Annotated in this window: 24 protein-coding genes; 9 read left to right on the plus strand and 15 right to left on the minus strand. The window is 70.1% G+C overall.

What is annotated here, in order from left to right; translation table 11 throughout:
* Positions 1–2: 2 nt before the first annotated feature.
* Complete coding sequence (lanKC, locus tag KBX08_RS00005) at positions 3–2,600, minus strand: class III lanthionine synthetase LanKC (protein WP_210780426.1); 2,598 nt, start codon at positions 2,598–2,600, stop codon at positions 3–5.
* A gap of 585 nt (positions 2,601–3,185) precedes the next feature.
* On the opposite strand from lanKC, the gene KBX08_RS00010 reads away from it, so the two are divergent.
* Together KBX08_RS00010 and KBX08_RS00015 are read left to right on the plus strand one after the other, a co-directional pair.
* Positions 3,186–3,764: a hypothetical protein gene (locus KBX08_RS00010; protein WP_210780427.1), complete on the plus strand. Its 579-nt coding sequence runs from the start codon at positions 3,186–3,188 to the stop codon at positions 3,762–3,764.
* A 268-nt stretch (positions 3,765–4,032) separates the two neighbouring features.
* The gene (locus tag KBX08_RS00015; protein ID WP_231396184.1) at positions 4,033–4,638 is read left to right on the plus strand and encodes a lytic polysaccharide monooxygenase; all 606 of its coding nucleotides are present in this window, start codon (positions 4,033–4,035) and stop codon (positions 4,636–4,638) included.
* A gap of 80 nt (positions 4,639–4,718) precedes the next feature.
* Here the strand turns inward: KBX08_RS00015 and KBX08_RS00020 are convergent, their stop codons facing one another.
* The 6 genes from KBX08_RS00020 to KBX08_RS00045 form a co-directional block, all read right to left on the minus strand.
* Positions 4,719–5,078: a VOC family protein gene (locus KBX08_RS00020; protein ID WP_238689872.1), complete on the minus strand. Its 360-nt coding sequence runs from the start codon at positions 5,076–5,078 to the stop codon at positions 4,719–4,721.
* A 245-nt stretch (positions 5,079–5,323) separates the two neighbouring features.
* Positions 5,324–6,247 (minus strand): serine hydrolase, encoded by a 924-nt coding sequence (locus tag KBX08_RS00025; protein ID WP_210780430.1) that lies wholly within the window; start codon positions 6,245–6,247, stop codon positions 5,324–5,326.
* Positions 6,240–6,923, minus strand: a complete 684-nt coding sequence (locus KBX08_RS00030; RefSeq protein ID WP_210780431.1) for a hypothetical protein — start codon at positions 6,921–6,923, stop codon at positions 6,240–6,242. Before KBX08_RS00030 ends, KBX08_RS00025 begins: the two co-directional genes overlap by 8 nt.
* 160 nt (positions 6,924–7,083) lie before the next feature.
* A complete protein-coding gene (locus tag KBX08_RS00035) occupies positions 7,084–7,584 on the minus strand; it encodes a SigE family RNA polymerase sigma factor (RefSeq protein ID WP_210780432.1) in 501 nt (166 codons plus the stop codon).
* Positions 7,577–8,455, minus strand: a complete 879-nt coding sequence (locus tag KBX08_RS00040; RefSeq protein ID WP_210780433.1) for a hypothetical protein — start codon at positions 8,453–8,455, stop codon at positions 7,577–7,579. The genes KBX08_RS00035 and KBX08_RS00040 overlap by 8 nt, the downstream gene beginning before the upstream one ends.
* Before the next feature lie 233 nt (positions 8,456–8,688).
* On the minus strand, positions 8,689–9,690 hold the full coding sequence (locus KBX08_RS00045; protein ID WP_210780434.1) for a PaaX family transcriptional regulator C-terminal domain-containing protein: 1,002 nt from the start codon (positions 9,688–9,690) through the stop codon (positions 8,689–8,691).
* Between the two features lie 399 nt (positions 9,691–10,089).
* Here KBX08_RS00045 and KBX08_RS00050 point away from each other — a divergent pair, with 399 nt between their 5' ends.
* Positions 10,090–11,475: a PHB depolymerase family esterase gene (locus KBX08_RS00050; RefSeq protein ID WP_307850410.1), complete on the plus strand. Its 1,386-nt coding sequence runs from the start codon at positions 10,090–10,092 to the stop codon at positions 11,473–11,475.
* Positions 11,476–11,637: 162 nt separating this feature from the next.
* On the opposite strand, the gene KBX08_RS00055 is transcribed toward KBX08_RS00050, so the two are convergent.
* The 8 genes from KBX08_RS00055 to KBX08_RS00090 are packed head-to-tail and all read right to left on the minus strand — an operon-like array spanning position 11,638 to position 17,856.
* Positions 11,638–12,465, minus strand: coding sequence for an IclR family transcriptional regulator (locus KBX08_RS00055; RefSeq protein ID WP_307850411.1), 828 nt, complete (start codon positions 12,463–12,465; stop codon positions 11,638–11,640).
* Positions 12,462–12,842, minus strand: a complete 381-nt coding sequence (pcaC, locus tag KBX08_RS00060; RefSeq protein WP_210780435.1) for a 4-carboxymuconolactone decarboxylase — start codon at positions 12,840–12,842, stop codon at positions 12,462–12,464. The genes KBX08_RS00055 and pcaC overlap by 4 nt, the downstream gene beginning before the upstream one ends.
* Positions 12,839–13,618, minus strand: a complete 780-nt coding sequence (gene pcaD / locus KBX08_RS00065) for a 3-oxoadipate enol-lactonase (RefSeq protein ID WP_238690159.1) — start codon at positions 13,616–13,618, stop codon at positions 12,839–12,841. Before pcaD ends, pcaC begins: the two co-directional genes overlap by 4 nt.
* The gene (gene pcaB, locus KBX08_RS00070) at positions 13,615–14,955 is read right to left on the minus strand and encodes a 3-carboxy-cis,cis-muconate cycloisomerase (RefSeq protein ID WP_210780436.1); all 1,341 of its coding nucleotides are present in this window, start codon (positions 14,953–14,955) and stop codon (positions 13,615–13,617) included. The genes pcaD and pcaB overlap by 4 nt, the downstream gene beginning before the upstream one ends.
* Positions 14,930–15,502 (minus strand): protocatechuate 3,4-dioxygenase subunit alpha, encoded by a 573-nt coding sequence (pcaG, locus tag KBX08_RS00075; RefSeq protein WP_210780437.1) that lies wholly within the window; start codon positions 15,500–15,502, stop codon positions 14,930–14,932. Before pcaG ends, pcaB begins: the two co-directional genes overlap by 26 nt.
* Positions 15,495–16,244: a protocatechuate 3,4-dioxygenase subunit beta gene (gene pcaH / locus KBX08_RS00080; protein WP_210780438.1), complete on the minus strand. Its 750-nt coding sequence runs from the start codon at positions 16,242–16,244 to the stop codon at positions 15,495–15,497. Before pcaH ends, pcaG begins: the two co-directional genes overlap by 8 nt.
* Positions 16,241–17,041 carry a CoA-transferase subunit beta gene (locus tag KBX08_RS00085; protein WP_210780439.1) on the minus strand — a complete coding sequence of 267 codons (801 nt, stop codon included), beginning with the start codon at positions 17,039–17,041 and terminating at the stop codon, positions 16,241–16,243. Before KBX08_RS00085 ends, pcaH begins: the two co-directional genes overlap by 4 nt.
* Positions 17,038–17,856, minus strand: coding sequence for a CoA transferase subunit A (locus KBX08_RS00090; protein WP_210780440.1), 819 nt, complete (start codon positions 17,854–17,856; stop codon positions 17,038–17,040). Before KBX08_RS00090 ends, KBX08_RS00085 begins: the two co-directional genes overlap by 4 nt.
* Before the next feature lie 300 nt (positions 17,857–18,156).
* On the opposite strand from KBX08_RS00090, the gene KBX08_RS00095 reads away from it, so the two are divergent.
* The 6 genes from KBX08_RS00095 (at position 18,157) to KBX08_RS00120 (ending at position 24,496) form a co-directional block, all read left to right on the plus strand.
* Positions 18,157–19,617, plus strand: coding sequence for a benzaldehyde dehydrogenase (locus KBX08_RS00095; RefSeq protein ID WP_210780441.1), 1,461 nt, complete (start codon positions 18,157–18,159; stop codon positions 19,615–19,617).
* A gap of 17 nt (positions 19,618–19,634) precedes the next feature.
* The gene (gene pobA / locus KBX08_RS00100) at positions 19,635–20,816 is read left to right on the plus strand and encodes a 4-hydroxybenzoate 3-monooxygenase (protein WP_247668652.1); all 1,182 of its coding nucleotides are present in this window, start codon (positions 19,635–19,637) and stop codon (positions 20,814–20,816) included.
* 219 nt (positions 20,817–21,035) lie between these two features.
* Positions 21,036–21,998, plus strand: a complete 963-nt coding sequence (locus tag KBX08_RS00105; RefSeq protein WP_247668653.1) for an ABC transporter substrate-binding protein — start codon at positions 21,036–21,038, stop codon at positions 21,996–21,998.
* 71 nt (positions 21,999–22,069) lie between these two features.
* On the plus strand, positions 22,070–22,870 hold the full coding sequence (locus KBX08_RS00110; protein WP_210780443.1) for an ABC transporter permease: 801 nt from the start codon (positions 22,070–22,072) through the stop codon (positions 22,868–22,870).
* Positions 22,867–23,691: an ABC transporter permease gene (locus tag KBX08_RS00115; protein WP_307850412.1), complete on the plus strand. Its 825-nt coding sequence runs from the start codon at positions 22,867–22,869 to the stop codon at positions 23,689–23,691. Before KBX08_RS00110 ends, KBX08_RS00115 begins: the two co-directional genes overlap by 4 nt.
* Positions 23,684–24,496, plus strand: coding sequence for an ABC transporter ATP-binding protein (locus KBX08_RS00120; RefSeq protein WP_210780444.1), 813 nt, complete (start codon positions 23,684–23,686; stop codon positions 24,494–24,496). The genes KBX08_RS00115 and KBX08_RS00120 overlap by 8 nt, the downstream gene beginning before the upstream one ends.
* Positions 24,497–24,534: the final 38 nt, after the last annotated feature.

Below are 24,534 nucleotides of genomic sequence, written 5' to 3' on the forward strand. Positions count from 1 at the left end.
GTTCACCTCCCTTCCTTCCGTTCGCCGATCAGGTCGCCCCCGCTGTCGCGGGGGAGTCTGTTCGCGCCCGGCAGGGGCGCGAGGAAGGGCAGCGTCGGCGGCTGGTCGTGCTCCGCGCTGGCCAGCGCGTACAGCACGCCGGCGGTGCCGGTGCCGAAGTCCATGGAGAGCCGCAGCAACTGCTCGCCGGGGAATGCGATCCCCTCCCGGTACGGCAGCGCGTGCCAGTCCAGCCGATCCATCTGCGCGCGGAGTTCGCCGCGGTCGGCCTCGTCGGTCGAGGCGGCGAGGTAGGCGATGATGCCGGCCCGGCCGGCGAAGAGCCCGGACTGTGCGTAGAACGGTGAGCGCGCCGCGCGCCGAACCCCGGCGCTCGCCTCGGCGAACCGGTCGTCGGCCCGGTGGCGCAGGTACTGGTCGAGGACCAGCCCGATACCGACGCTGCCGTGGGCCAGATAGGGCATGGTGCGCCAGCCCTCATTGACCTCCAGGGCACCGTCCGGGCGCAGCACACACCGCCGCAGATCCTGACGCAGCGCGGTGGCGGCGTGCCCCAACAGCTCGTCGTCGCCGCTGAGCTCGTAGAGGCGCAACAGCATCAGCGCCGGTCCGGTCCGGCCCCGCAACAGCCCGGCGTACGGGTTACGGCCGCCGCTGACGTCCGGGCCCGGGTCGTCGGCCAGCTGCCCGATCACACGCTCGGCGGCCCGCCAGGCGGCGTCGCGCAACGACACCTCCCCGGTGCGTGCGGCCAACTCGGCCAGGTTGAGCGCGATCCCGGACAGTCCGCTGGCCAGGCTGTGGTCGAGCCCGTCCATGGGTTCCCGCAGGCAGATGTCGAGAACGTCCAGCGCGTCCTGCCGGCGTCCGAGGTGGACCAGCGCGTACGCGACGCCGTGCAGCCCGTCGAAGAAGCCGCAGCGGGTGCCGGACGGGGGCGTTGTCGCCCGCCGCACCAGCCAGTCTTCGTGCTCGGGCCATCGCCCGGCACCGCTCTTGTCGAGCGCGTACAGCACCCCCGCCGCCCCGTGGGCGAGGTTGAGGCCGCCGCTGCGGAACTGCTCGATGTCACCGGGAAAGAGCCGATCGTCGCGCTCGGGGGTGGCACTGGCCACGATCGCCGTCGTCAGCCGGTCCCGCATGGTGCGCCAGTCATCAGTGCCGAGATTCCCTCGCGGTTCCGCGGCGACACACGGCTCACCGGTGATCTCCTCGACCGCCGGATCGAGGAAGGACCTCGGCACCGGGAAGTTGGCGGCGATGATGTCGGCCAGGTGAGTCACCTTCGCCGGGGCGAGCCGGACCAGCTGGGTCAGTGGCAGGAACAGCGCCAACCGCAGGCACGCCAGGGCGTACCGGTCGACCGCCGGCCCGCTGCGGTCCCTCGGTGCCGCGAAGCCCTGGTTGCGCAGCCCGGGTCGGCGGTGCCCGGCGATCGGGGCGGCCACCTCGAAGTCCACCAGGGCGACCCGGTCGTCCGGCCGGATCATGATGTTGAACAGGTGCAGGTCCCCGTAGACCAGGCCGCGCTCGTGGATCGCCGCCACGACGGCTTCGACCTGCTCGTAGGTCTGGCGGGCCCACCGGGCGTACGCCGCCCGGTCGTCGTCGGTCGCGTCGGCGTCGATCAGCGGGTACCGGTCGACCAGCACCTTGTTCAGCGGCCGGCCCTCGATGAACTCGAGCGCGAGGAACCGGTGCTCGCCGAGGACGAACTCGTCGTGCACACGAGGCACCTGCGGCAGGTCGGCGAGTTGCCGCAGGGCCTGCGCCTCGCGGGCCAGCCGGGCGACGGCGTCGGTGCCGTCGGCGTCCAGGCCGGCGTGCGGTCGGGCCTCCTTCAGCACCACCTCGGTGTCGGTACGCAGGTCCCTGCCCACGTACAGCCCGCCGCCGTTCGAGAAGTGGATCACCCGCTCGATCCGGTACGGCACCTGGTCGGTGCTGGTGCCGCTCCGGGCGGCCAGGTGCGGGCCGAGGAAGTCCGGCAGGGTGACCCAGGACGGTACGTGAAAGACGGGCTCCCGCCGGTCCGGCACCAGCGTGCCGCCGTCGTCCTCGATCGCCGGCACCACCTGGCCGTCCGGCGAGTGGCAGTAGCGGGCGGCAAAGCCGCCGTAGCGCACGTGGACCGGGCCGACGCCGTAGCGGAGGTCACTGAGGATGTACGGCCCGGTCTCGCCGGTCAGCAGTTCGTCGAGTTCCTTGCAGGCCAACTCCAGCTCCGCGTCGTCGCACGGATAGACAGTGATGAACTTGCCGCTGGCGGCCCGGGCGGCGTACTTGGAATTGCGCAGCAGCAGCGTGCGCGGTCCGCGCAGGAACTTGAAGGACAGGCCGCGGGGGACGCAGTAGTTCCAGACCGCGTCCAGCACCCGTTCGGCGTTCGCCAGACCCGCCGACACATGGATCTTCCAGCCCTGCTGCGGCAGGGAGCCGCCGTCGGGCGCGTAGATCAGCCAGTCGTCGAGCGGCTCGCGGCGCCAGCCGGTCGGCGTCGGCCGTTCGGCGGCCGGAAAGACCGGCTGTGCGACGGCGCTGCCGAGCGAGTCGTAGAACAGCCGATCCGCGGCGCAGTAGCTGTCGTAGCGTTCATCCACCGTCCCGCCGCCCCTCGTACTCGGCCGGCTGTTGTTCCGGCGATGAATCGAGTCTCATCGACGGGACGAGTGGGCTCCAGTGCGCTTAGTCACGACGTTCGATGCGGGGTGCACAGGTACTCATGACATTAGTCAGGCCCGCACACCGTAGACGGCGGCGCCCATCGGCTTGTCGACGTCGAGGTCCGGGGGGACCGGCGGTGGTGCGGCGACAGCACCCGTGCGCGAGGAAGGCGCGGGTGGACCGGCCCCGAAAGCACGCTGATGCCCGTCGATGTTGCCAAAGTCGATCCAGACGTGTTGGAATGGCTCATATCGCCGCAGCGCGGGGGCAACCGCGCTGGGAACGGCCAGCACGGGAGCATCGCAGCGCCGGCAGCGCGCCGCCTTGGCGGACGCTCGCCTGGCGAATCGCCGGGTCACCTCTACGACGACGGGCGCCTTGCCGGGCAACCACTCTCGCCCGCCGTAGGTAACCCCCGGCACGTGTCCCCCCAACGGCTGACGCGCTCGACGCCTGACCCGCCGGGGGCGTCCGATTCGGCCTGCCAGCACCAGAAACCGGCGACGAGGTGAGAAGCAATCATGATTTCCCGAGAGAACTTCGCGGGTTGGTACCGAAACCGCTTCGTGTGGGTGGCGGTGATCCTGCTGGTGGTGTCGGCCGGCGCGGTCGTACTGGTCAACCGGGCCGGCCCGGAGGCGAAGCCGGCGGATCTGCAATCACAGATCATCGCCCGGATGCGTACGACGCTCGAACAGGCAGACCCGGGGCAGCACAACCACGCCGGACACGGCGCCCAGCAGGCGGCCACCACGGAGAAGCCGGCAGTGATCTGCGGGGTCCGCGTCTACGGCTACGAGCCGACCGAGGCCACCGCGCTCGCCGACGTGCAGACGGTCTACGGCTTCCACCTCTGCGGGGTCGCCGAACAGAAGCGCCCCTGGGACGTGGCGGTCAAACTGGCCGGACCCGTGATCATGGACATGTCCACCCAGCCTCCGGGCATCCAGGTGGTCGAGGCGACCGCCGAGGTCATGTTCACCGACCGGGTGCGGCAGATGCTCCCGCCCAAGTACGCGGAGCTGGCGCTCAAGGAGGCGCTGTCCGAGTCGGAGATGGTCGACCAGCGCCGCCGATACGACGCCGCAGCCGGCCTGTGACAGTGCCGGGCGGCAGGCGGCGCGGTCGTTACCCGCACCCGGATCCGAACCGGGCGGCTGCGGACAGCCCGGTCAGCTCGATCCACATCCGACCATAGATAGATAACGATTGATATTTGAGTCGATAGATGCAACAGTTGGTTTGGGAGCGTTCCCATACTGATCTGTAGTCCCGAAGAGCGGAGGATGAACAGTGCGTTCACTCAAGTCCGATCGATCCGGCGGACGATCCCGGTCACCAGTCCGTCGGTCCCTTCGAGCGTTCGTCATGGTGTTCGCCATCGTGGCCGGCATGCTGCCCTTCACCGGGGCAGCCCAGGCCCACGGCACCATCATCAACCCGATGAGTCGCGCCTACCAATGCTGGAAGGCGTGGGGCAACCAGCACATGAACCCCGCCATGCAGCAGCAAGACCCCATGTGTTGGCGGGCGTTCCAGGCCAATCCCGACACCATGTGGAACTGGATGAGCCAGCTGCGCGACGGCCTCGGCGGCCAGTACCAGGCCCGCACCCCGGACGGTCAACTGTGCAGCAACGCCCTGTCCAGGAACGACAGCGTGAACCAGCCCGGGGCGTGGAAGACGACCACCGTCAGCCGCAACCTCACGGTCCAGCTGTACGACCAGGCCAGTCACGGCGCTGACTACTTCCAGGTCTACGTCACCAAGCAGGGGTTCAACCCGGCCACCCAGAAGCTCGGATGGGGCAACCTCGACCTGATCACGACGACGGGGCGCTACGCGCCGGCGCAGAACATCTCGTTCAACGTCTCGCTCCCGTCGCGCAGCGGGAACCACATCCTGTTCGTGCTCTGGAGGGCGTCGCACCTGGACCAGACCTACATGTGGTGCAGCGACATCAACGTCACCTGATCGGCAGTACCAACAGCTACAGAACTATTCCGGCTCAGGGCGTCAGCGCCCTGAGCCGGATTGGTTGTCTCAGGTGGAGGTCACGCGTCGGCTTCGAGAGCGAAGGTGTTGCCGTCCGGGTCCTGGAACCAGGCGATACGTCCACCTCCGGCCCGCGCGGTAATCCCCTTGTCGTCGTGCTCGAACTGCTCGTAGCGAACGAACTCGACGCCGGACGAGGTGAGCTCGTCGACGATCTGGTCGATGTCGTCGACGTACCACGTCGCCACCGTCGCCGAGGTCTGCCCGGCAGTGACCGACTGATACACGTTCAGCGCCGGCCCGCCACCGGAGCCATAGACACGGCTACCGTCGGCGATGGTGGCGCTGGGGCCCGACCGCAACGCCCGCAGGCCCAGCGCGCCTTCGTAGAAGGCCACGGCCGTCTGAATGTCGGACACGGCGACCGAGGCTCTGAGGTGGTACGTACTCAAGGGCATGAACCACTCTGGCAGGTGCTCGACGAATCGGGGCGCCGAATCGGAGACCGTCACATCCGCACACTGCGGGAAATGCCGAACAGGACGTTCGGACGCAGTGCCCCGTCGGGTTCGGTGGGATCGTCGAAGCCGTGGGCCAGGACCGCCAGCGGCCCCTCGGTAGCGCAGCCCCGGCCCCAGGCTGAGCGGGCGAGCGGCGCCGAGGGCTACCCCTGCGACGGGCCGTCGCCCGCAGTGGCGGTACGCAGCTCCTTGAGCACGTACGTGGCAGCCTTCTCGACGACGCGGATGCCCTCTTTCTGGCTCACGTGATGGTCGGAGAGCACGGCGATCAGCCAGTCATGACGGGCCTCGACGATCCGCCCGATGCTGTTGACCAGCCAGCGGCCCCCGTCGACATCAGCGGTGTCCCAACCGTTCTTGACGTACTCCGAACGACTGCCCGCCTCCCGCGCGGCGGTGACTCCCCACCGCTGCTCGGGGATCACCTTCTTCATGAGGCCCATGACGAAGGTCCGGTCCTGCGGGGTCAGCGGTCCTGTCGGTGACGTCAGCGCGGTCAGCAGACGGAGTTGGTCGGCGACCGTGGTCGTGGTGAGGCCCCAGTGCGAATTGGGCTTCGTCTCGCGCAGACCGAGCGCGCGGTTCGCGGCGGTGAGGCCGCGCGAGCCCTCGATTCGCTGCCAGAGGGCGACCGCCGCATCGTTGTCACTGGACACGATCATGGCCTCGGCCAACCGCCGGGTGTCGGAACCCAGGGCCTTGCCCGGCGGGTTCTGGCGCAGCAGAAGGGCCGCGAGGATGTTGACCTTGACGATGCTGGCGGTCTCGAACCGTTTGGCGCCGACCGTCACCGCAGCCGTTCCTTGTCGATCCAGTGCCGCGACCGCCAGGTGGCCGTCGTACCGCTGCACGTAGGCCTTGATGCGCGTTCTCGCCTGGTCGATCCGGTCGACGGCCGGCGTCGTGGGGATCGGACTGGCAGGGGAGGAACCCTGCGATGGTCCGGCTCGGTCGCCGTCGCGGCCGCGCGTGGCACCCAGGGCGGCCGTCGCGACGCCGGCCAGCGACGTGGTGACAGCGGAGATGACCCAGCGTCGCGGCAGCTGCCGCCCTTTCCGCTCAGCCAAGGCGGGCCACCGCCCTCGCCGCGATCTCGTCCACCGCGGCCTGGCTGCCCGGATCGGGCAGGCGGACCGTCGAGACCGTCTCGCCTCGTTTCACCATCACGAAGTACGTGACGGTGTTCGAGGTGTCCGCACGCGCGATGCGACCTCGAACGAGCATGCCGGCGCCGTCCAGATATTGCGGGTCGACGACGTCGAACGAGACCTGCGATCCGAGGACCGGGTAGCTCGCGCACCGCAGGAGGACCCGACGGACGTCGTCGACGTTCCGCTCGGCCCATCCAGGTTCGTACGTCTCCACGACGTGATGGGCCGGCGACGAGCCGTCAGACGGCCGGTAGTAGCGCTCCACGGCAGCGCGCCGATGCGATTTGGCCGGGTAGTCGCTGCTCCGATAACTAGGGCAACTGTCCTGCTCCCACGGCCAGGGCGGCAGACCGGTTCGCGCGTCGTCCGCACGCCAGTCCGCTCCCAGATCGCCCGCCCCCAGCAGCGGGCTCGGATCGCCCCGTTCCGCGTTTGCGGTGTGTCGCTCGTCGGGGCTGATACCGGACTCCCCCCGATGGCACCCCGCGGCCATCACCATCGACGCCGCCAGGACCGCCGGCACGACCGCAAGCGAACCTCGGCCGCTGCCGCGGATCCGGCCTCGGCTCGTCCTGCTGCTCGATACGAACACCGAAACCTCCCCAGACGCAGATACTTGCCACCGCAGGTGGCGCCTCAGCCGACGACGCGGGGCGGCACGTTCGCCGCCGCCGCAGCACCGACGCGGCGGTTACCGGCCGACGGTCCGACACCATCGGGATCCGCCACACCCCGGCCGCAGACAGGACCCGTCAATGGCGTTCCTCGGCGAACAGCTCGGCACGGGTCTCGCCGAGCAACTCACGCAGGCGGTTGAGGGAGCGCATGCTCTGGCTCTTGACAACGGCGGTGGAGACGCCCACAACCTCGGCGGTTGTCTCCACGCTCAGGTCGTCCCAGTAACGCAGGACGATGATCGCCCGATCCCGCAACGGCAATGTGGCGACCGCGTCCAGCAACGTCATGCGCAGCTCGGCCGGATGTTCCTCGCCCCGATCCGGCGGCGCCGACATCGCCAACTCGCGGCTGGAGCGACGTCGCTGCTGGTCGATCATGCAGCGCAGCAGTATCTTGCGGGCGTACGCGTGGGGGTCGTCGGCCCGGCGGACCCGCCTCCAGTTGGCGTACACCTTGGCCAGCGTCGTCTGGGTGAGGTCCTGGGCGAGATGCCAGTCGCGGCACATCAGGAAGGCCGCGTCGCGCAGCCGACCAACGGTCGCCTGCGCGAACTCCACGAAGTCTTCGTCAGCCATTCGCCCGGGCCAGCTTCGGGAACCTCTTGGTCCCGTTGACGACGTACTCGGCCGGCAGTGTCGTCCCCCAGTTCGGGTTCGCGGCGATCGCGATCGCCTCCTTCACGGAGAGGACGGGCGGCGCCGGCGACGTTCCCTTGGCGTCCCAGACCAGACAGGTGGCGATCATGAGATCGACCTGGAGGCCAGCGCGGTGGTGCACGGTGACCGTCTGGTTCTGCACGCAGTTGTCGGGTACCTCGGTCAGCTCCACCGTCCCCGGGGCGGGGTCGCCGCCGACGCGGTCCCGGTAGATGGAGAGCCGCAGCATGCCCGGTCCATCGCCTCGGTCCAGGTAGAGCTGGACGTACGGCATGCCGGGGCCTGACCCGCTGCTCTCCAGACTCGCGTAACCGCTGGTCTTTCCCCTGGGCAGCAGCCGGGTCAGCAGTTCCAGGGCGCCCTGCGGTGTGGTGGTCAGCAGGTCACCGTCCGGCCCCGCCCCGATCCTCACGGTGTCGATCACCGTGGTCGAGGGAGTCGGCGGCGCTGACCGGAAGAGGTTTCCTTCGGCGCCCTCTTCCAGCCCGCCCGGGGCGCCACCGGAGGACCCAGCCGGGGACGGCGTGGTGGTGTCGACCGGTCCGCCCGGCAAGCCCACGTTCGCTCCGCCGGGCTGACCGGCGTCATCCGCTCCGACGCCGAACGGCCCGGCGGCCAGGCCGATCACGAGCAGCATCGCCAACGCCGATCCGCCGACGCCGAACTGCGCCAGGCGGCGTTGGCGACGAAGTCGGCGGCCCTGCACCACCGACTGCTGGACCAGGTCACCCAGTGGCGGGGCGGGATGTTGGGCCAGGTCGTCCCTGAAACGCCCACGCACGTCGCCCATGTCCCTTGTTCCTCCTCGGCCGGCCGCCCCCAGTGGCGATCCGTCACTGACCTGACGGGTTGGCCAGCCGATTTGGTTACCGGCTTTCGGCACGAATCTTCAGCCACCGCGTCGGCGGAACGCCGTCGGTTCGAGCAGCTGAAGCTGCTGGCGGTCCCGGCGGCCGCACGGAAACACCGGGCCTGCCCATCAGCTCGCCTCGCCGCCGGGACACTCCACGCGAGCCGGTCCCCCTATTGATTCATTTCTTCGAACATCGCAGCAGGGCGAGGGTCGCCGCAATCGGCCCAGAGGTCTCCAAGCTGGTCGACGCGGTGGGCCCGGATGTCGGGTTGCGGTCCGATGGCGTACCGGTGAGCTACGGCCCGCACGTGCTCCTCTGCGGGGTCGGCGAGCCCGTCGTACACCGCGACGAACACCGCCCGCGCGTCCCTCCTGGGCCATCCCGCAGGCATCAGCTCGATCGGCAGCAGCGGATCCAGGATGGGGAAGCGCCGATAGGCATCCATCACCTCGGTACGCGCCCGTACCGCAGCCGCCCCCGTGATGTCTCCCGACCGGACACCTGGCAACAGGGCATCCCAGCGTCGGATGAATGAGTCGTACTGCTGCACGAGCGCGGCGGTGTCCCAGGCGTCGATCGGTACCCGATTGGTGTGCGCCTCGATCTCCACGTGCCGAGCGCGGAACACGGTCGTGGCGCCGAGCGCGATGGCCGAGAGCTTCGCTCTGGGCGTGTGGCCGAGATTGTGCGGTGATACCCACAGTCCGTCGTACAGGGGTGCGTACCCGAGCCATCGAAGCTGTCCGCGGAGGACGCGTCGCTCGGCGCTCGCCTCCTGCGGCAGGGAGAACGCAACCAGTGTCCACCAGCCGTCCCACGACTCGGCCTGCGCATCAAAGACAGCGATCCGGCGTGCGCCGCGCGCGAGGTTGTGGGCGGCGGGCTGGGTCAACCGGTAGAAGCTGTTCCGTCCCTGACGGTTGATCTCAAGCACTCCGCGGCGCGCCAGGCGGCTGATGGCGGTCCGCGCCCCGGCCGTGTTGACGCCCGATTCGGCAAGCAACGCCACGAGGGCGGCGGAGGGTAGCCAGGTGCGGCCCTGAAGTGTGTAGTCGGCCAGCAGCGTCACGGCCAAGCCTTGGGGTGAGCTGCCTGACTGCCTGCGGGGCAGTCGGGTGGAGCCGTCCGCGCTGTCGGGAAAAATCTCGTCGATGTTGAAGGGGCTGACCACACGACGCTCCGGCGCAGATCGGGGAAGACCGCTAGTAGATCCGATTGTGGCAGGTGCCCGGCCACGTTCGTCCGCCCCCCGTCATCCGGAGCTGATTTCCGCTCACCTCGCCGCATCCATAGCGATTCGTCGATTGACAGTTTCACCGACCAGAGAGACACTTTTTGTAATGCGTCTGGCGCTGCGGGAGCGCGCAAAGCCAGCGGGCAGCTGACCGACCTCCCCGGGCGGAGGTCACCTGACGAGCCGACCGGCATAAACCTGCCGCGACCCACTTCACCATGGACGGGTTGACGGTGAGGCCGGTCCGGCGCGTCTTGTCCAACCACAGTGATGTACCGCCTCCGGTGCCCGGTGGCGCGATTCACCGTGTCCAATCAAGCGTCAAGGGAGTGAAGCGTGAAACCCTATCGACGGCTGCTGGTCGGCTTCGCCGTGTTCCTCGCGGCGGCTGGCCTGGCACTGGTGATACCCGGACTGACGAAACCAGCCTCTGCGGCCTCGTTGACCGAGGTGACCAATTTCGGCAACAACCCGGGCGGGATGCGGATGCACATCTATGTGCCCGACGCCCGGCCGGCCAACCCGGCGATCGTGGTCGCCATGCACGGCTGCGGCGGCTCCGGCCCGGGCTTCTACTCGGGCAGCGAGTTCGCCTCGCTGGCGAACCAGTACGGCTTCATCGTCATCTACCCGAGCGCCATGCAGGAGGCCGGGTTCGGCAAGTGCTTCGACACCTGGTCGGACGCGTCCAAGCGCCGTGGTGGTGGCAGCGACCCGGTCTCCATCGAGTCGATGGTGAACTACGCCCGGCAGCAGCATGGCGGTGACATCAACCGGGTCTACGCCACCGGCAGCTCGTCTGGCGGGATGATGACCCAGCACATGCTCGCGGTCTACCCCGACCTGTTCAAAGCGGGCGCGTCATTCATGGGCGTGCCCTTCAACTGCTTCGCGAACGCGGCCGCCTACCCACCCGGCGGGCCGTGCACCAACGGCAGCATGAACCGGACCCCGCAGCAATGGGGCGACATGGTCCGGGCGGCGTATCCCGGCTACACCGGCCCGCGCCCGCCGATCCAGCTCTGGCACGGCACCAACGACACCCTCGTGCCCTACTCACTGCTGCAGGAGTCGGTCGAGCAGTGGACCAACGTGCACGGGCTGAGCCAGACTCCGACGTCCACCGACACCCCGCAGCCCAACTGGAACCGCCGCCGCTTCGGCACCCAGGTCGAGGCGTACGCCATCCAGGGCGCAGGGCACAGCCTGCCCTCCAGCGGCATGGCGCGTGTCGCCATCCAGTTCTTCGGGCTGGACCGCACGACCTCGCCCACCCCGACGCCGACCCCCACCGACCCGCCGACCCCCACCCCTTCACCCACCGTTCCGCCCGGCTCCGCCAGCGAGATCGTCGGCACCCAGTCCGGCAGGTGCGTCGACGTACCCAACGCCTCACGCAACAACGGCACCCGGGTCCAGCTCTACGGCTGCAACAAACAAACCAACCAGGCATGGACCTACACCACAACCAAACAACTCCAGGTGTACGGCACCATGTGCCTCGACGCCGCAGGCACCGCCAACGGCGCGGCAGTACAGATCTACAGCTGCCACAGCCAGACCAACCAACAGTGGAACATCAACTCCAACGGCACCATCAGCAACGTCCAATCCGGACGCTGCCTCGACGCCTGGAGCACCACCAACGGAGCCCAAATCCAGCTCTACGACTGCCACGGACAAACCAACCAACAGTTCCGACTCGCCGCCCTCGCCCGCTGATCACAGCCAAGTTCGCAGCACGTTCGACTGCGTGCAGATGGACCAACGGCAGGGCGAGATCAACACACCTGAGACAGACCGGACTGCAGACGGGCGGGCTCGGCGTCACGCCGGGCCCGCCCCCATCGACGTCGGTCAGTTGCCGGCCGCGCTGCGTGACGCTTACTCCCCGCCTGCGGGCAGGACTCCTGCCGCCGAAGTCTTGCCCAGGCCACCCCGGACATCCTCCTCGATCCGCTTCGCGGCAGCCAGCAGCGGCGGGAGCAGCTCGCGACGGATCATCTCGAACGACCCTCGGGTGGCGTGTGCGGAGACGTTCACCGCTGCGATCACCGAGCCGTTCTCGCCGTGGATCGGCGCGGCCACGGAGCGCAGCCCCTCCTCCAACTCCTGGTCCACGATGGCGTACCCCTGGGTGGCGATCTTCGTCAGGACGGTGCGCAGCTTGGCCGGGTCGGTGACGGTACGCCGGGTCAGCGGCCGCAGCTGAGCCGTGGCGAGGTAGTCGTCCAACCAGTCCACCGGTTGCGCGGCGAGCAGCACCCGGCCCATTGACGTGGCGTACGCGGGGAACCGGGTACCGACGCTGATCCCCACCGTCATGATCCGCTTGGTGGGCACACGGGCGACGTAGACCACCTCGTCGCCGTCGAGCACCGACACCGAGCAGGACTCGTGCACCCGCGCGACCAGTGCCTCCATGTGCCGCTGCGCGACCTCGGGCAGGCTCAGGCTGGACAGGTACGCGTAGCCGAGTTCGAGGATCCGTGCCCGCAGCGAGAAGAGCCGGCCGTCGGTGTGCACGTAGCCGAGCTCGACCAGGGTGAGCAGGAACCGGCGTGCCGCGGCCCGGGTCAGCCCGGTCCGTCTGGCCACCTCGCTGAGCGTGAGCTGCGGATGTTCGCCGTCGAACGCCCGGATCACCGCGAGGCCGCGCTCCAGCGACTGGACGAACTCCGGCGACCTCGCCGCGTCCTCGCTCACGCTCACCCGGCCTCCTGCCGCAGAGTCTCCCGGGCCACCTTGAACGCCCGGTTCGCCGCCGGTACGCCAGCGTAGACGCCGACCTGGAGCAGGACCTCCGCCACCTCGGCCGGGCTCAGCCCGTTGCGCAGCGCGGCCCGGACGTGCATCGCCAACTCCTCCTCGTGGTGCAGCGTGGCGAGTACGGCGAGAGTGACGCAACTACGGGTACGCCGGTCGAGGCCCGGCCGGTTCCACACCTCCCCCCAGGCGTAGCGGGTGATGAAGTCCTGGAAGTCGGCGGTGAACTCGTCCGTGCCGGCGACCGCGCGGTCGACGTGCGCGTCACCGAGCACCTGTCGACGTACCGCCATGCCCGCCTCGTGCCGCTCGCGGTCGTTCATCTGTCCCCGCGTTCCTCGTCGAAGTGGTCCAACAGGAGCCGGCACACCTGCTCGGGTTGCTCGACGTTGGCCAGGTGCGCCGCCGCGTCGACCACGGCCAGCCGGGCCCGCGGGATGCGCCCGACGATCTCGCGGGCGTGCTCCACCGGGGTGGCCCGGTCGTCGGCTCCCGCGATGACCAGCGTCGGCGCGGCGACCCGCCCGAGGTCGGGTCGGAGGTCCATCGCGGCTATCGCCTCGCAGCAGGCGGCGTATCCGGCCGACGACGTCGCGGTCAGCATGGCGCGGTGCGCGGCGATCGCCTCCGGCCGGGCCGCGGCGAACGCCGGGGTGAACCAGCGGGCCACCACCGCGTCGGCGATCGCCGGCAGACCGTCCGCGCGTACCGTGGCGGCTCGTTCGCGCCACTGTTCGGGTGGGCCGAGCGACGCCGACGTGCAGAGCAGCGCGAGCCGCCGCACCCGCTCGGGCGCGTGCGTGGCGAGCCACATGCCCACCATGCCCCCGAGGGACAGCCCCGCGTAGTGCACCCACTGCACGTCGAGGTCGTCCAACGTCAACAGCAGTTCCCGACCCAGCAGGTCCAACGTGTACGGCCCGGACGGCACCGCCGAGCGGCCGTGGCCCAGGTGGTCGTACCGAACAACCCGGAACCGTTGGGCGAGCACCGGGACCTGGGGTTCCCACATCGCGGCGGCGGTGCCGAGGGAGCTGCCGAGCAGCAGCACCGGCGCGGCGGCCGGGCCGTCGACGGTGAGGTGCAACCGAGAGGTCATCCGCTCACTCCCCGGGCAGCGGTCAGGGCACTGTCGACGAACCGGCCGGCCGAGCCGAGCCAGCGGGACGGGTCGAGCGCCTCGGCTATCTCCGTCTCGGACAGGTGGGCGCGTACCTCGGGGTCGGCGAGCAACGCGGCGCGGAACGAGGGTCCGGCGGCGGCGCGGGTCACCAGTTCGTGTGCGACGGCGCGACCGACAGCGGGCGCCAGCCGCGCGGCGACGGCCTCGGCGAGCAGGAGGCCGCCGGTCGCGTCGAGGTTCTCCCGCATCCGCTCCGGACGGACCTGCAGCCCGGCCAGCACCCGGGCGCACCGGGCGGCGGTGCCACCGGCCAGGTGCAGCAGATCGAGCAGGGGCTCCCACTCGGCGTGCCAGGCGCCTGCGGCCCGCTCGTGCTCCTGCACCGCCGCGGCGAACAGGGTGGCGACGAGACCCGGACCGCGGCGCGCCGCGGCGGTGACGAGGATCGAATCCACCGGGTTGCGCTTGTGCGGCATGGCCGAGGAGCCGCCTCGTCCGGCGCCCCCCTCGGCGACCTCGCCTACCTCGTTCTGGGCGAGCAACCCGACGTCGAGCGCGACCTTGCCGGCGGCCACGAGGAGCCCGCCGAGGGCGGTGGCCAGATCGAGCCAGGGCTGACGCCGGGTGTGCCAGGGCAGCGGGCTCGGCGACAGGCCCAGGTGCGCCGCGAACCGCTCGGCGACCTCGGTGCCGGCCGGGCCGAACGCGGCCAGGGTGCCGACCGCCCCACCGAGTTGTGCCGGCTGTACGGCGCGGGCCTGACGCAGGCGGTCCCGGGCCTCGACCAGACCGGTCAGCCAGCCGGCGGCCTTGAGCCCGAACGTGGTCGGTGCCGCCTGCTGCCCGAGCGTCCGCGCGACCATCACCGTGCCCCGGTGGGCGTCGGCCAGTTGGGCGGCGGCGTCCACGGCGGCGTCGAGGTGACGCAGCAGCGGCCCGAGCGCCCGTACGGCCACCAGGGCCAGCGCGGTGTCCAGGACATCCTGGCTGGTCGCTCCGAGATGCACCCAGGCTCGGGCATTGTTCGGCACGGCGGCGGTCAGCTCGCTCACCAGCGGGACGACCGGGTTCCCCGTGGCGTCGGCCGCCCGGCCGAGCACGCCCGGGTCGTACCGCTCGGCGCGGCACTGCTCGACGATCGCCTCGGCCGCCGGTGCGGGGATGACGCCGGCGTCCGCCGCGGCCCGGGCGAGCGCGGCCTCCACGTCGAGCATCGCCTGGAGCACTGACGGGTCGCTGAGTTCCGCGTCGACGTCCGTGGCGCCGGAGAGGCCGCCGAGCAGGCCGTCAGACGGCGAAGAAGACGGTCTCATGGTCTCCCTGAAGGTGGATGTCGAACCGGAACCCGTCCGAGGCGGGTCTCGCCAGCAGGGTGTCACGGCGGTCGGCGTCGACGCTGCGCAGCACGGGGTCGGCGGCGTTCGCCGCCGGCTCGTCGGGGAAGTAGAGCCGCGTGACGAGACGGTGCAGCAGCCCACGCCCGAAGACCGACAGGGCCAGGTGGGGGGCTTCGGTGCCGCCGTCCGGATCGGGCAACGAACCCGGCCTGACGGTCAACAGCCGGTACCACCCCTGCCCGTCGGTCTCGCTGCGCCCGAATCCGCGAAAGCCCGCGAGCGCGGGCGGCCGGGCACCCCGAGGGTCGTCCGGGTGGTCGAACCGCCCGTCCGGGTCCGCCTGCCAGCTCTCCACCATCGCGTCGACCACCGGCGTCCCGGTGCCGTCGACGATCCGACCCCTGATCCAGAACGCGCCCGGCGTGCCCTCGGGTACGACGTACGGTCCGTCGGGCCAGCGCAGGCCGATGTGCAGGTACGGCCCGACGGTCTGCGCCGGCATCACGCCCAACCGTTCACTCATCGTCGTCCTCGTCCTCGAAAGGGGTGCTCTCCCGGCCGCGCAGCACTATGTCGAACTCGTATGCCAACGCCCACTCCGGTGCGGTGGTGGCGTGGTCGTACCGGGCGATCATCCGTTCCCGGGCCTTCGGGTCGCGAACCGAGTTGAAGATCGGGTCCTGGAAGAAGAGCGGGTCGCCCGGGAAGTACATCTGGGTGACCAGCCGCTGGGTGAACGCCCGACCGAAGAGGGAGAAGTGGATGTGCGCCGGCCGCCAGGCGTTGTCGTGGTTACGCCAGGGGTAGGCGCCGGGCTGCACAGTGACGAACCGGTAGCGCCCCTGGTCGTCGGTGAGCGCCCGGCCCACCCCCTCGAAGTGGGGGTCGAGCGGCGCCGGCCAGGTGTCCCGTGCGTCGCGGTACCGGCCGGCGGCGTTCGCCTGCCAGATCTCGACCAGGGTGCGGGGTACCGGTCGGCCGTCACCGTCGCGGACCCGCCCGTGCACGATGATCCGCTGTCCCTGTGGCTCACCGTCGTGCTGGCGGGTCAGGTCGTGGTCGAGCGCACCGAGCCGCCCCTCCCCCAGCAACGGCCCGGTGACCTCGGTCAGCCGCTGCGGCAGGTGGATCAGTGGGTGTTGCGGCGCCCGTGCCACTGTCGACTTGTAGCCGGGGCTGAGCAGGGGTGGGTGAGCGTCGACGTCGTCGCGCCGGTACCGCGGTAGCACCAGGCCGCTGCTGGCCCGGTTGTCCTGAGTGGTCATGGGAGTCTCCCGTCGGACTTCGTCGCCTCCAGTGCCCGCAGCACCGTGAGTTCGGCTGCCGTCGGTGGCTCGCCCGTGGTCAGCCCTTCCGCGACGGCGAGGTCCCAGCCGGTGGCGGCCCGCGCCTGCTCCCGGGTCACGCCGGGGTGCAGGCGGGTCAGTGTGAGTTCGCAGGTGAGCGGGTCGGGTTCGAGGACGCCGAGATCGGTGATCACGACTCGTGGGCCTCCGCCCCGCAGGCCGAGTCGCTCCCGGTCGCCCGGGCCGGCCCCGTACCCGACCGAGGTGACGAAGTCGACCCGTTCGGTGAACGTCCGGAGGTCCTGCCGGACGATCACCACGACCTCGCGGCAGGACGCGGCTATCTCCGGGGCGCCACCGGCGCCGGGCAGTCGGACCATCGGGGCGTCGTAGTCGCCCCCGACGACCGTGGTGTTGATGTTGCCGTACCGGTCGATCTGCGCGGCGCCGAGGAAGCCCACGTCGATCCGGCCGGGCTGGAGCCAGTAGTTGAACACCTCGGGCACCGAGACGACCGCGTCAGCGGTGTCGGCGAGGACTCCGTCGCCGATGGAGAGCGGAAGCCGGTCCGGTTTCGCGCCGAGGCACCCGGATTCGTAGATGAGGACCAGGTTCGGGGCGTGGGTCGTCCGGGCGAGATTCGCCGCGGTGCTGGGCAACCCGATCCCGACGAAGCAGGCGGTGTCGTCGCGTAGTTGCCGCGCGGCGGCGACGGTCATCATCTCGTCCGCGGTCCAGTCCGCCACCGCGTTCCCTCGTTCGCTGCGCTGACTCATGTCGTCGCCCCGGCCTTGTGCACGTGCTCGTCCAGCCAGGCGCGGAAGGTGTCGCGGTGCCGGCTGACGGCGTCCCAGTCCCGGTAGAAGTCGTTGTCGCGCACCGAGTAGCCGTGGGCGTAGGAGGGGTGCGCGCCTCCGGGTACCTCGGCCACCGCGGTGACCGCCCAGCCGGGCAGGACGACCTGCCCGGGTACGGGTGCCAACTCGTCCACGATCTCCTCGACTGTGACAAGTGACCGGTGGGCGGCCAGCACCGCCTCCTTCTGCACCCCGGTGATGCCCCACATCTGCACGTTGCCGTTGCGGTCGGCGCGCTGGGCGTGCACCACCGTCACGTCGGGACGCAGCGCGGGGACGGCGGTGAGCGTCTCGCCGGTGAAGGGGCAGGTGATGGGCCGGATGTTTGGCGTGTGCCTGGGCAGGTCGGTGCCGGTGTAGCCGCGCAGGACGGCGAACGGCAGCCCGGACGCCCCGGCGACGTAACGGTTCGCCATGCCGGCGTGACTGTGCTCCTCCAGCTCGAGCGGACGCGGCCAGGCGTGCTGCACGGCGTCCCGGAAGCGGTGCAGCGACCCGACTCCCGGGTTGCCGCCCCAGGAGAAGACCAGGCGGCGGGCGCACCCCGCCCCGATGAGCTGGTCGTAGATGACGTCGGGGGTCATCCGCACGAGGGTCAGGTCCTGCCGTCCCTGGCGGATGATCTCGTGACCGGCGGCGAACGGAATGAGGTGCGTGAAACCTTCCAGGGCCACCACGTCACCGTCGTGGACCAGGTGCGCCACGCCGTCGGCCAGCGAGACGAGCTTCGCCATGGGCCTCCCGCCTTCCGCGAAAACCGCGCTGCCGCCAGCCGTTCGCTATGCGGACTGCCGTACTCATCTCGAACGTACGACGGCGGATGACATCCGTCAACGACAGGTTTGCCCGACCCGGCGCGCGCCGTCCACAGTGTCTGGAAGTCACGTCGGACGATGCGTTGACGCGAGCCGGGCCACGTGCCAACGTTCATACAGAGAACGGCCGTTCGGTAAGCGAACACCTCCGGGCCTTTCGCGAGCGCACGTCGGCCCGGTCACCCCTGGGACCACCCCCACGCTCCGAGGAGGACCGCCATGACACTGCTGGACCCCACTACCTGGCAGGGCACCCTGCACAGCGGCGGCTGGGTGGAACCGGCCGGCGGCACAGCGGCGGTACGATCCCCCGCCACCGGGGAGGAGATCGGCCAGGTCGGCACGGCGAACGCCGAGGATGTGACGCGCGCCTGCGCCCGCGCCGTCGCCGCCCAGCGCGCCTGGGCCGCCACCGGCTACGCCGATCGGGCCGCGGTGCTGCGCCGGGCCGGGCAACTGTTCGAGCGGCACGCCGCCGAGATCGGCGACTGGATCGTGCGGGAATCCGGGTCCATCCCACCCAAGGCTGGGGTCGAGACCGACACCGCGGCGCAGGAGTGCTACGAGGCGGCGGCGCTGGCCTCGCACCCGCTCGGCGAGATCATCCCGAGCGCGCAACCGCGGCTCAGCCTGGCGCGCCGGTTGCCCGTCGGCGTCGTCGGGGTCATCGCGCCGTTCAACTTCCCGCTCATCCTGGCCACCCGTTCCGTGGCCCCGGCCCTGGCCCTGGGCAACGCGGTGGTGCTCAAGCCCGACCCGCGCACGGCGGTCTGCGGTGGCGTCTCGATCGCCCGGGTCTTCGAAGAGGCCGGCCTGCCCGAAGGGTTGCTGCACGTCCTTCCCGGCGGGGTCGAGGTCGGCGAGGCGCTGGTGGCCGACCCGAACGTACGGGTGATCAGCTTCACCGGCTCGACCGCCGCCGGCCGCAAGGTCGGCGAGGCGGCGGCACGCCATCTCAAACGGGCGCACCTCGAACTCGGTGGCAACTCGGCGCTGATCGTGCTCGACGACGCCGACCTCGACCTGGCGGTCTCCGCCGGCGCCTGGGGGTCGTTCCTGCACCAGGGCCAGATCTGCATGACCACCGGCCGGCACCTGGTGCACGAGAGTCTGTCCGAGCGGTACGTCGAGCGGCTGGCCGACAAGGCGGACCACCTGCCGGTCGGCGACCCGGCGAAGGAGCGGGTGGCACTGGGGCCGATCATCGACGAGCGCCAGCGCGACAAGATCCATGCGCTGGTCACCGCAAGTGTCGACGCGGGTGCCCGCCTGGCCGCCGGGGGCACGTACGAAGGGCTGTTCTACCGGCCGACGGTGCTCACCGACGTCACCCCCACGACCCCGGCGTACGCCGAGGAGGTCTTCGGCCCGGTCGCGCCGGTGATCACCTTCGCCGACCAGGACGAGGCCGTGGAGTTGGCCCGGCAGACCGAGTACGGCCTGTCGCTGGGCATCCTGAGCCGCGACGTGATGAGGGCGATGGCCCTCGCCGACCGGATCCCCAGCGGGATCGTGCACATCAACGACCAGACGGTGAGCGACGAAGCGGTAGCGCCGTTCGGTGGGGTGGGAGCATCCGGCACCGGCTCCCGGTTCGGTGGGCCCGCGGCGAACGTCGAGGCGTTCACCGAGACCCAGTGGCTCACCGTGCAGGGCGCCATCACGCGGTACCCGTTCTGACACCGGGAGGAGAGGGCATGCCGGGAATGCGCACCCAGGTCGGCATCGTCGGCGCCGGGCCGGCGGGGCTCATGCTGTCGCACCTGCTGCACCTGCGTGGGATCGATTCGGTGGTGCTGGAGAGCCGCAGCCGCGACTACGTCGAGCACCGACTCCGGGCCGGCGTCCTCGAACAGGGTTCGGTCGACCTGCTCTGCCGCAGCGGCGTCGGCGAGCGGCTGCAACGGGAAGGGCTGCGCCACGAGGGCATCGAGCTGCGCTTCGCCGGGGAGTCGCACCGAGTGCCGATGGCAGACCTGACCGGGCGGGCGATCACCGTCTACGGGCAGCAGGAGGTGGTCAAGGACCTGATCGCCGCCCGGCTCGCGGCCGGTGGCTCGATCCTCTTCGAGGCCGACGCGGTACGCCTGGACGGCCTCGACTCGGACTCGCCGATCGTCCACTTTCGACGCGACGGACGTGACGAGGAGCTGCACTGCGACTTCGTGGCCGGCTGCGACGGGTTCCACGGGGTGAGCCGCGGCGCGGTGCCCGAGGGTGTGCTGACCACCTACGAGCGGGTGTACCCGTTCGCCTGGTTGGGCGTCCTCGCCGCCGCGCCGCCGGCGGTGGACGAACTCATCTACGCCAACCACGAACGGGGCTTCGCCCTCTACAGCATGCGCTCCCCCGAGATCTCTCGGTTGTATCTACAGGTCGCGCCGGACGAGGACATCGGCGCGTGGCCGGATGAGCGGATCTGGACAGAGCTGCGGGCGCGGTTGGAGACGGTGCCGGGGTGGTCACTCAACGAGGGGCCGATCCTGGAGAAGTCCATCACCCCGATGCGCAGCTTCGTGGTCGAGCCGATGCAGTGGGAGCGACTGTTCCTGGCCGGGGACGCCGTGCACATCGTTCCGCCCACCGGCGCGAAGGGCATGAACCTGGCCCTGGCCGACGTCGCGCTGCTCGGGGAGGCCTTCACCGGGTGGTACGACGGGGGGCGCACAGACCTGCTGGAGTCCTACTCGGTCACCGCGTTGCGCCGGGTCTGGCGGGCCCAGCACTTCTCCTGGTGGATGACGTCCATGTTGCACCGGCTGGAGCGCGACGACCCGTACGAGACGAAGCTGCAGACCGCCACGCTGAGGTACGTCGCCACCTCCGACGCCTACGCCACCAGCCTGGCCGAGAACTACGTAGGTCTGCCCGAGGTCTGAAAGCGAGCGTGGCGGTGTCGCCACCGCAGAGCGTCGTTCAACTAATTCATGACGGGCGTCAGAAATTATTGACTTTCAATGCCTGGGTGACTGACCATGGCCACCACAGCGGCGTGCGCCCCCACGCAGCGGTAGTCCACCTGCAAATCCGAGGCATCCGCCGACTTCCGACGCACCCACCACCCCCGCCCAGGAAGGGCCTCGTCCATGAAGAAGGTCATGGCTTTCGGGCTGATCGCCGCCACCGCGATCGCCCTCACCGGATGTACCGACTCCGACGCGTCCAACCCGTCCGAACAGACCTCGGGCGAGTTGCGCAAGGTCCGGGTCGCGGCGCTGCCCATCACCGAGACCGCCGCGCTGTGGGGCGGCATCAAGGCGGGCATCTTCGCCGAACGCGGGCTCCAGGTCGAGGTGCTGCCCGCCCAGGGCGGCGCACAGGCCATTCCCGCACTGATGAACGGCGACATCGACTTCGCGATCGGCCAGCCCTTCGGTCCGTTCCGGGCCGACCTGGGCGACCTCGGAGTCGTCATCATCGGCAACTACGCCTCCTCGTACGCCGACGGCGACGACATCAACGCCGTGGTGGCCTCGGCGAAGTCCGGCATCAAACGGCCGGCCGACCTCGCGGGCAAGCGGGTCTCGGTCAACAGCCTGGGCGCCGCCGGTGACGTGACGATCATGGCAGCGGTCGAGAAGGACGGCGGCGACCCGTCGAAAATCAAGTTCGTCGAGGTCGCCTTCCCGGATGCCCCGGCCCAACTCGAATCGGGCAACATCGACGCCGCGTGGGTGCCGGAACCCTTTGTGACGCAGCTGAAGACCCGCGGCGACACCTTCATCGTCGCGCCCTACCAGGCGGTGGTGCCCGGCCTGACGACGCTCACCACCATCACCACCAAGGAACGCACGGACAAGGACGCCAAGCTGGTCGAGGACTTCACGGCGTCGATGAAGAAGACGTTGGAGTGGGCCAAGGACCCCGCCAACGATGCGGCGCTCCGGCAGGCCATCAAGGACAATCTGCAGCTCCCCCCGCCGGTGGCCGAGTCGGTGCGGCTCCCGGCCTTCGGTTGGGAGGTCGACCGGGCGAGCCTGCAGACACTCGCCGAACTCGCGCAGAAGTACAAGGTGCTCGACAAGCAACCCAACTTCGACCGTCTCATCCAGCAGCAGTAGCTGGCGCGATCCGCCCTCCCCGGCCCCGGACCGGGGAGGGGCCTCGCCGCCCGCCTGAGGACGGGAGTGACATGCGCGTGTTTCCCACCCGACGCCTGCGCGCGTTACGCAGAGCGATGCTCGGCGTCGTCGGCCTGACCGGGTTCCTCGTCCTCTGGCAGCTGATCCCGACGCTGGGCCTGATCAACCCGCTGTATCTGCCGTACGTGACGGACGTGCTGGCCCGGCTGTTCGAGCAGCTCGTCGACCTCGCCTTCTGGCGGCGGCTGGGCAGCACGATGACGTCCTGGGCGATCGGCCTGACGGTGGCGACGCTCGCCGCCGTCGCCGTCGGCACCGTCGTCGGGCTGGTGCCCTTCCTGCGGCGCGCGACCCACACGATGGTCGAGTTCCTGCGACCGATCCCGTCGGTCGCCCTCATCCCGCTCGCCGTGCTGATGTTCGGCATCCAGCGGCAGGCCGCCCTCGTCATCATCATCTACGCGTCGTTCTGGCAGGTGTTCGTGCAGGTTATCTACGGCGTCGCCGACGTCGACGTGGTAGCTCGCGACACCGCACGCAGCTTCGGTCTGACCCGGCGGGAGCAGCTGTCGCACCTCGTCCTGCCGACCACCCTGCCGTACCTCATGACGGGCCTGCGGCTCGCGGCGGCGGTCGCGCTCATCCTCGCCATCACCGCGGAGATGGTGATCGGTAACCTCGGCCTCGGGCGCATGATCGAGTTGTCCCGGTCCGCCGGTGACGCCGCCGGCCTGTACGCGCTGGTCGTGGTCACCGGCCTGCTCGGGCTCATGGTGAACATCGTCTTCCGGTTCATCGAGCGTCGGGTGCTGTCGTGGCACCAGTCCGTACGAGGAGAGGAGCCGCTGTGACCGCGTACACCGGGCGGGTCGCCACCACGGCACGCGGCCGGACGATCGGATCCCGGATCGCGGCGAGCCTCCTCTACCCGTTGGGGCTGCCGACGCTGCTTCTGGTGGTCTGGGGTCTGGTGGCGACGAGGACGACGAGCCGGTTCTTCCCCGACCCGTTGACGATCGCCGAAGCCTTCCGGGAGACCTGGATCGGCCCGGCGTTCGTCGAGGACGTGCTGCCGAGCCTCGCCCGCCTCGGCCTCGGTGTCGCCGCGTCGATCGTGCTCGGCGTCGCCGCCGGCACCGTCATCGGCCTGACCCACTGGTTGCGGGAACTCCTCGAACCGCTGCTGGAGTTCCTCCGGGCCATCCCGCCCCCGGTGCTGATTCCGGTGGTCATGCTCCTCCTCGGGATCACCGACACCATGAAGGTCGTCGTGATCGTCTCCGGCGCGGTCTGGCCCATCCTGTTGAACACCATCGAGGGTGTCCGGGGAACCGACAGCGTCATGAAGGAGACCGCTGAGTCGTTCCGGGTCTCCTGGTGGGAGCGGCTCAGGTTCCTCGTGCTCCCGGCCGCCAGCCCACGGATCATGGCCGGGGTTCGTCAAGCCCTCTCGGTCGCGCTGATCCTGATGGTCATCTCCGAGATGTTCGCCTCCTCCTCCGGCCTCGGCTACCGGATCGCCTACTTTCAGCGCAACTACCTGATCGCCGAGATGTGGAGCGGCATCCTCCTCCTCGGCCTCGTCGGCGTCTTCCTCGCCGTCGCTTTCGGTCTCGTCGAACGGCGCGTCCTGCGCTGGTACCACGGAATCAGGGAGGTCAACCGTGCCTGATCGGCGCACCCTGCTGCGGGTGGAGCACCTGCGCAAGGTCTACGAATCCGCGACGGGCAACGTCGAGGCGATCGGGGACATCAGCTTCACGATGGACGCCGGCGAGCTCGTCTGCATCGTCGGACCGTCCGGATGCGGCAAGACCACTCTCCTGAAGTGCCTCGCCGGCCTGCTGCGCCCCACCAGCGGCGTGGTCGAGATGGACGGCTCACCGGTGACCGGGCCCAGCCCGGCCATGGCCGTCGTGTTCCAGGAGTACGGCCGCAGCCTCTACCCCTGGCTGACGGTGCGCGGAAACGTCGAGCTTCCGCTGCGGCACAAGAAACTCTCGCGCGCAGCCCGGACCAAGCTGGTCGTCAACGCTCTTGAGGCGGTTGGCCTCGCGCACGCCGCACGAAGCCACCCGTGGCAGCTCTCCGGGGGGATGCAACAGCGCGTGGCGATCGCGCGGGCGATCGCCTACCAGCCCGACGTCCTGATCATGGACGAACCGTTCGCCGCGGTGGACGCGCAGACCCGGGCCGACCTGGAGGACCTGGTTCGCGAGCTGCACGCCAGCCGCACCATCTCGGTTGTCTTCGTCACCCACGACATCGACGAGTCGGTGTATCTCGGTCAGCGGGTTCTAATATTGTCCACGTCGCCGACCTGGATCCAGGAGGACCTCGCGATCGACCTGCCGCCGGAGCGCGATCAGATCACGACCCGCGCCCTGCCCCGTTTCACCGAGCTGCGGACGCACGTCTACAACCAGATCCAGCGGGCCAAGCGCGGGCAGGCTGTGGCCCCGCGATCCGCGCGGTGATCGGCGGCCAAGCCAACGAGTTCCCCGAAGGGAAGGGC

Source organism: Micromonospora sp. H61, from assembly GCF_018070325.1.
GTDB lineage: Bacteria > Actinomycetota > Actinomycetes > Mycobacteriales > Micromonosporaceae > Micromonospora > Micromonospora salmantinae.

Coding starts and splice junctions, on each gene's coding strand:
- pcaB (WP_210780436.1), bottom strand. CDS start 14,955: ATGAGACCGTCTTCTTCGCCGTCTGACGGCCTGCTCGGCGGCCTCTCC.
- pobA (WP_247668652.1), top strand. CDS start 19,635: ATGCCGGGAATGCGCACCCAGGTCGGCATCGTCGGCGCCGGGCCGGCG.
- KBX08_RS00040 (WP_210780433.1), bottom strand. CDS start 8,455: ATGGGCGACGTGCGTGGGCGTTTCAGGGACGACCTGGCCCAACATCCC.
- KBX08_RS00090 (WP_210780440.1), bottom strand. CDS start 17,856: ATGGCGAAGCTCGTCTCGCTGGCCGACGGCGTGGCGCACCTGGTCCAC.
- pcaD (WP_238690159.1), bottom strand. CDS start 13,618: ATGACCTCTCGGTTGCACCTCACCGTCGACGGCCCGGCCGCCGCGCCG.
- pcaH (WP_210780438.1), bottom strand. CDS start 16,244: ATGACCACTCAGGACAACCGGGCCAGCAGCGGCCTGGTGCTACCGCGG.
- pcaG (WP_210780437.1), bottom strand. CDS start 15,502: ATGAGTGAACGGTTGGGCGTGATGCCGGCGCAGACCGTCGGGCCGTAC.
- KBX08_RS00105 (WP_247668653.1), top strand. CDS start 21,036: ATGGCTTTCGGGCTGATCGCCGCCACCGCGATCGCCCTCACCGGATGT.
- KBX08_RS00035 (WP_210780432.1), bottom strand. CDS start 7,584: ATGGCTGACGAAGACTTCGTGGAGTTCGCGCAGGCGACCGTTGGTCGG.
- KBX08_RS00095 (WP_210780441.1), top strand. CDS start 18,157: ATGACACTGCTGGACCCCACTACCTGGCAGGGCACCCTGCACAGCGGC.
- KBX08_RS00015 (WP_231396184.1), top strand. CDS start 4,033: ATGGTGTTCGCCATCGTGGCCGGCATGCTGCCCTTCACCGGGGCAGCC.
- KBX08_RS00085 (WP_210780439.1), bottom strand. CDS start 17,041: ATGAGTCAGCGCAGCGAACGAGGGAACGCGGTGGCGGACTGGACCGCG.
- KBX08_RS00110 (WP_210780443.1), top strand. CDS start 22,070: ATGCGCGTGTTTCCCACCCGACGCCTGCGCGCGTTACGCAGAGCGATG.
- KBX08_RS00010 (WP_210780427.1), top strand. CDS start 3,186: ATGATTTCCCGAGAGAACTTCGCGGGTTGGTACCGAAACCGCTTCGTG.
- pcaC (WP_210780435.1), bottom strand. CDS start 12,842: ATGAACGACCGCGAGCGGCACGAGGCGGGCATGGCGGTACGTCGACAG.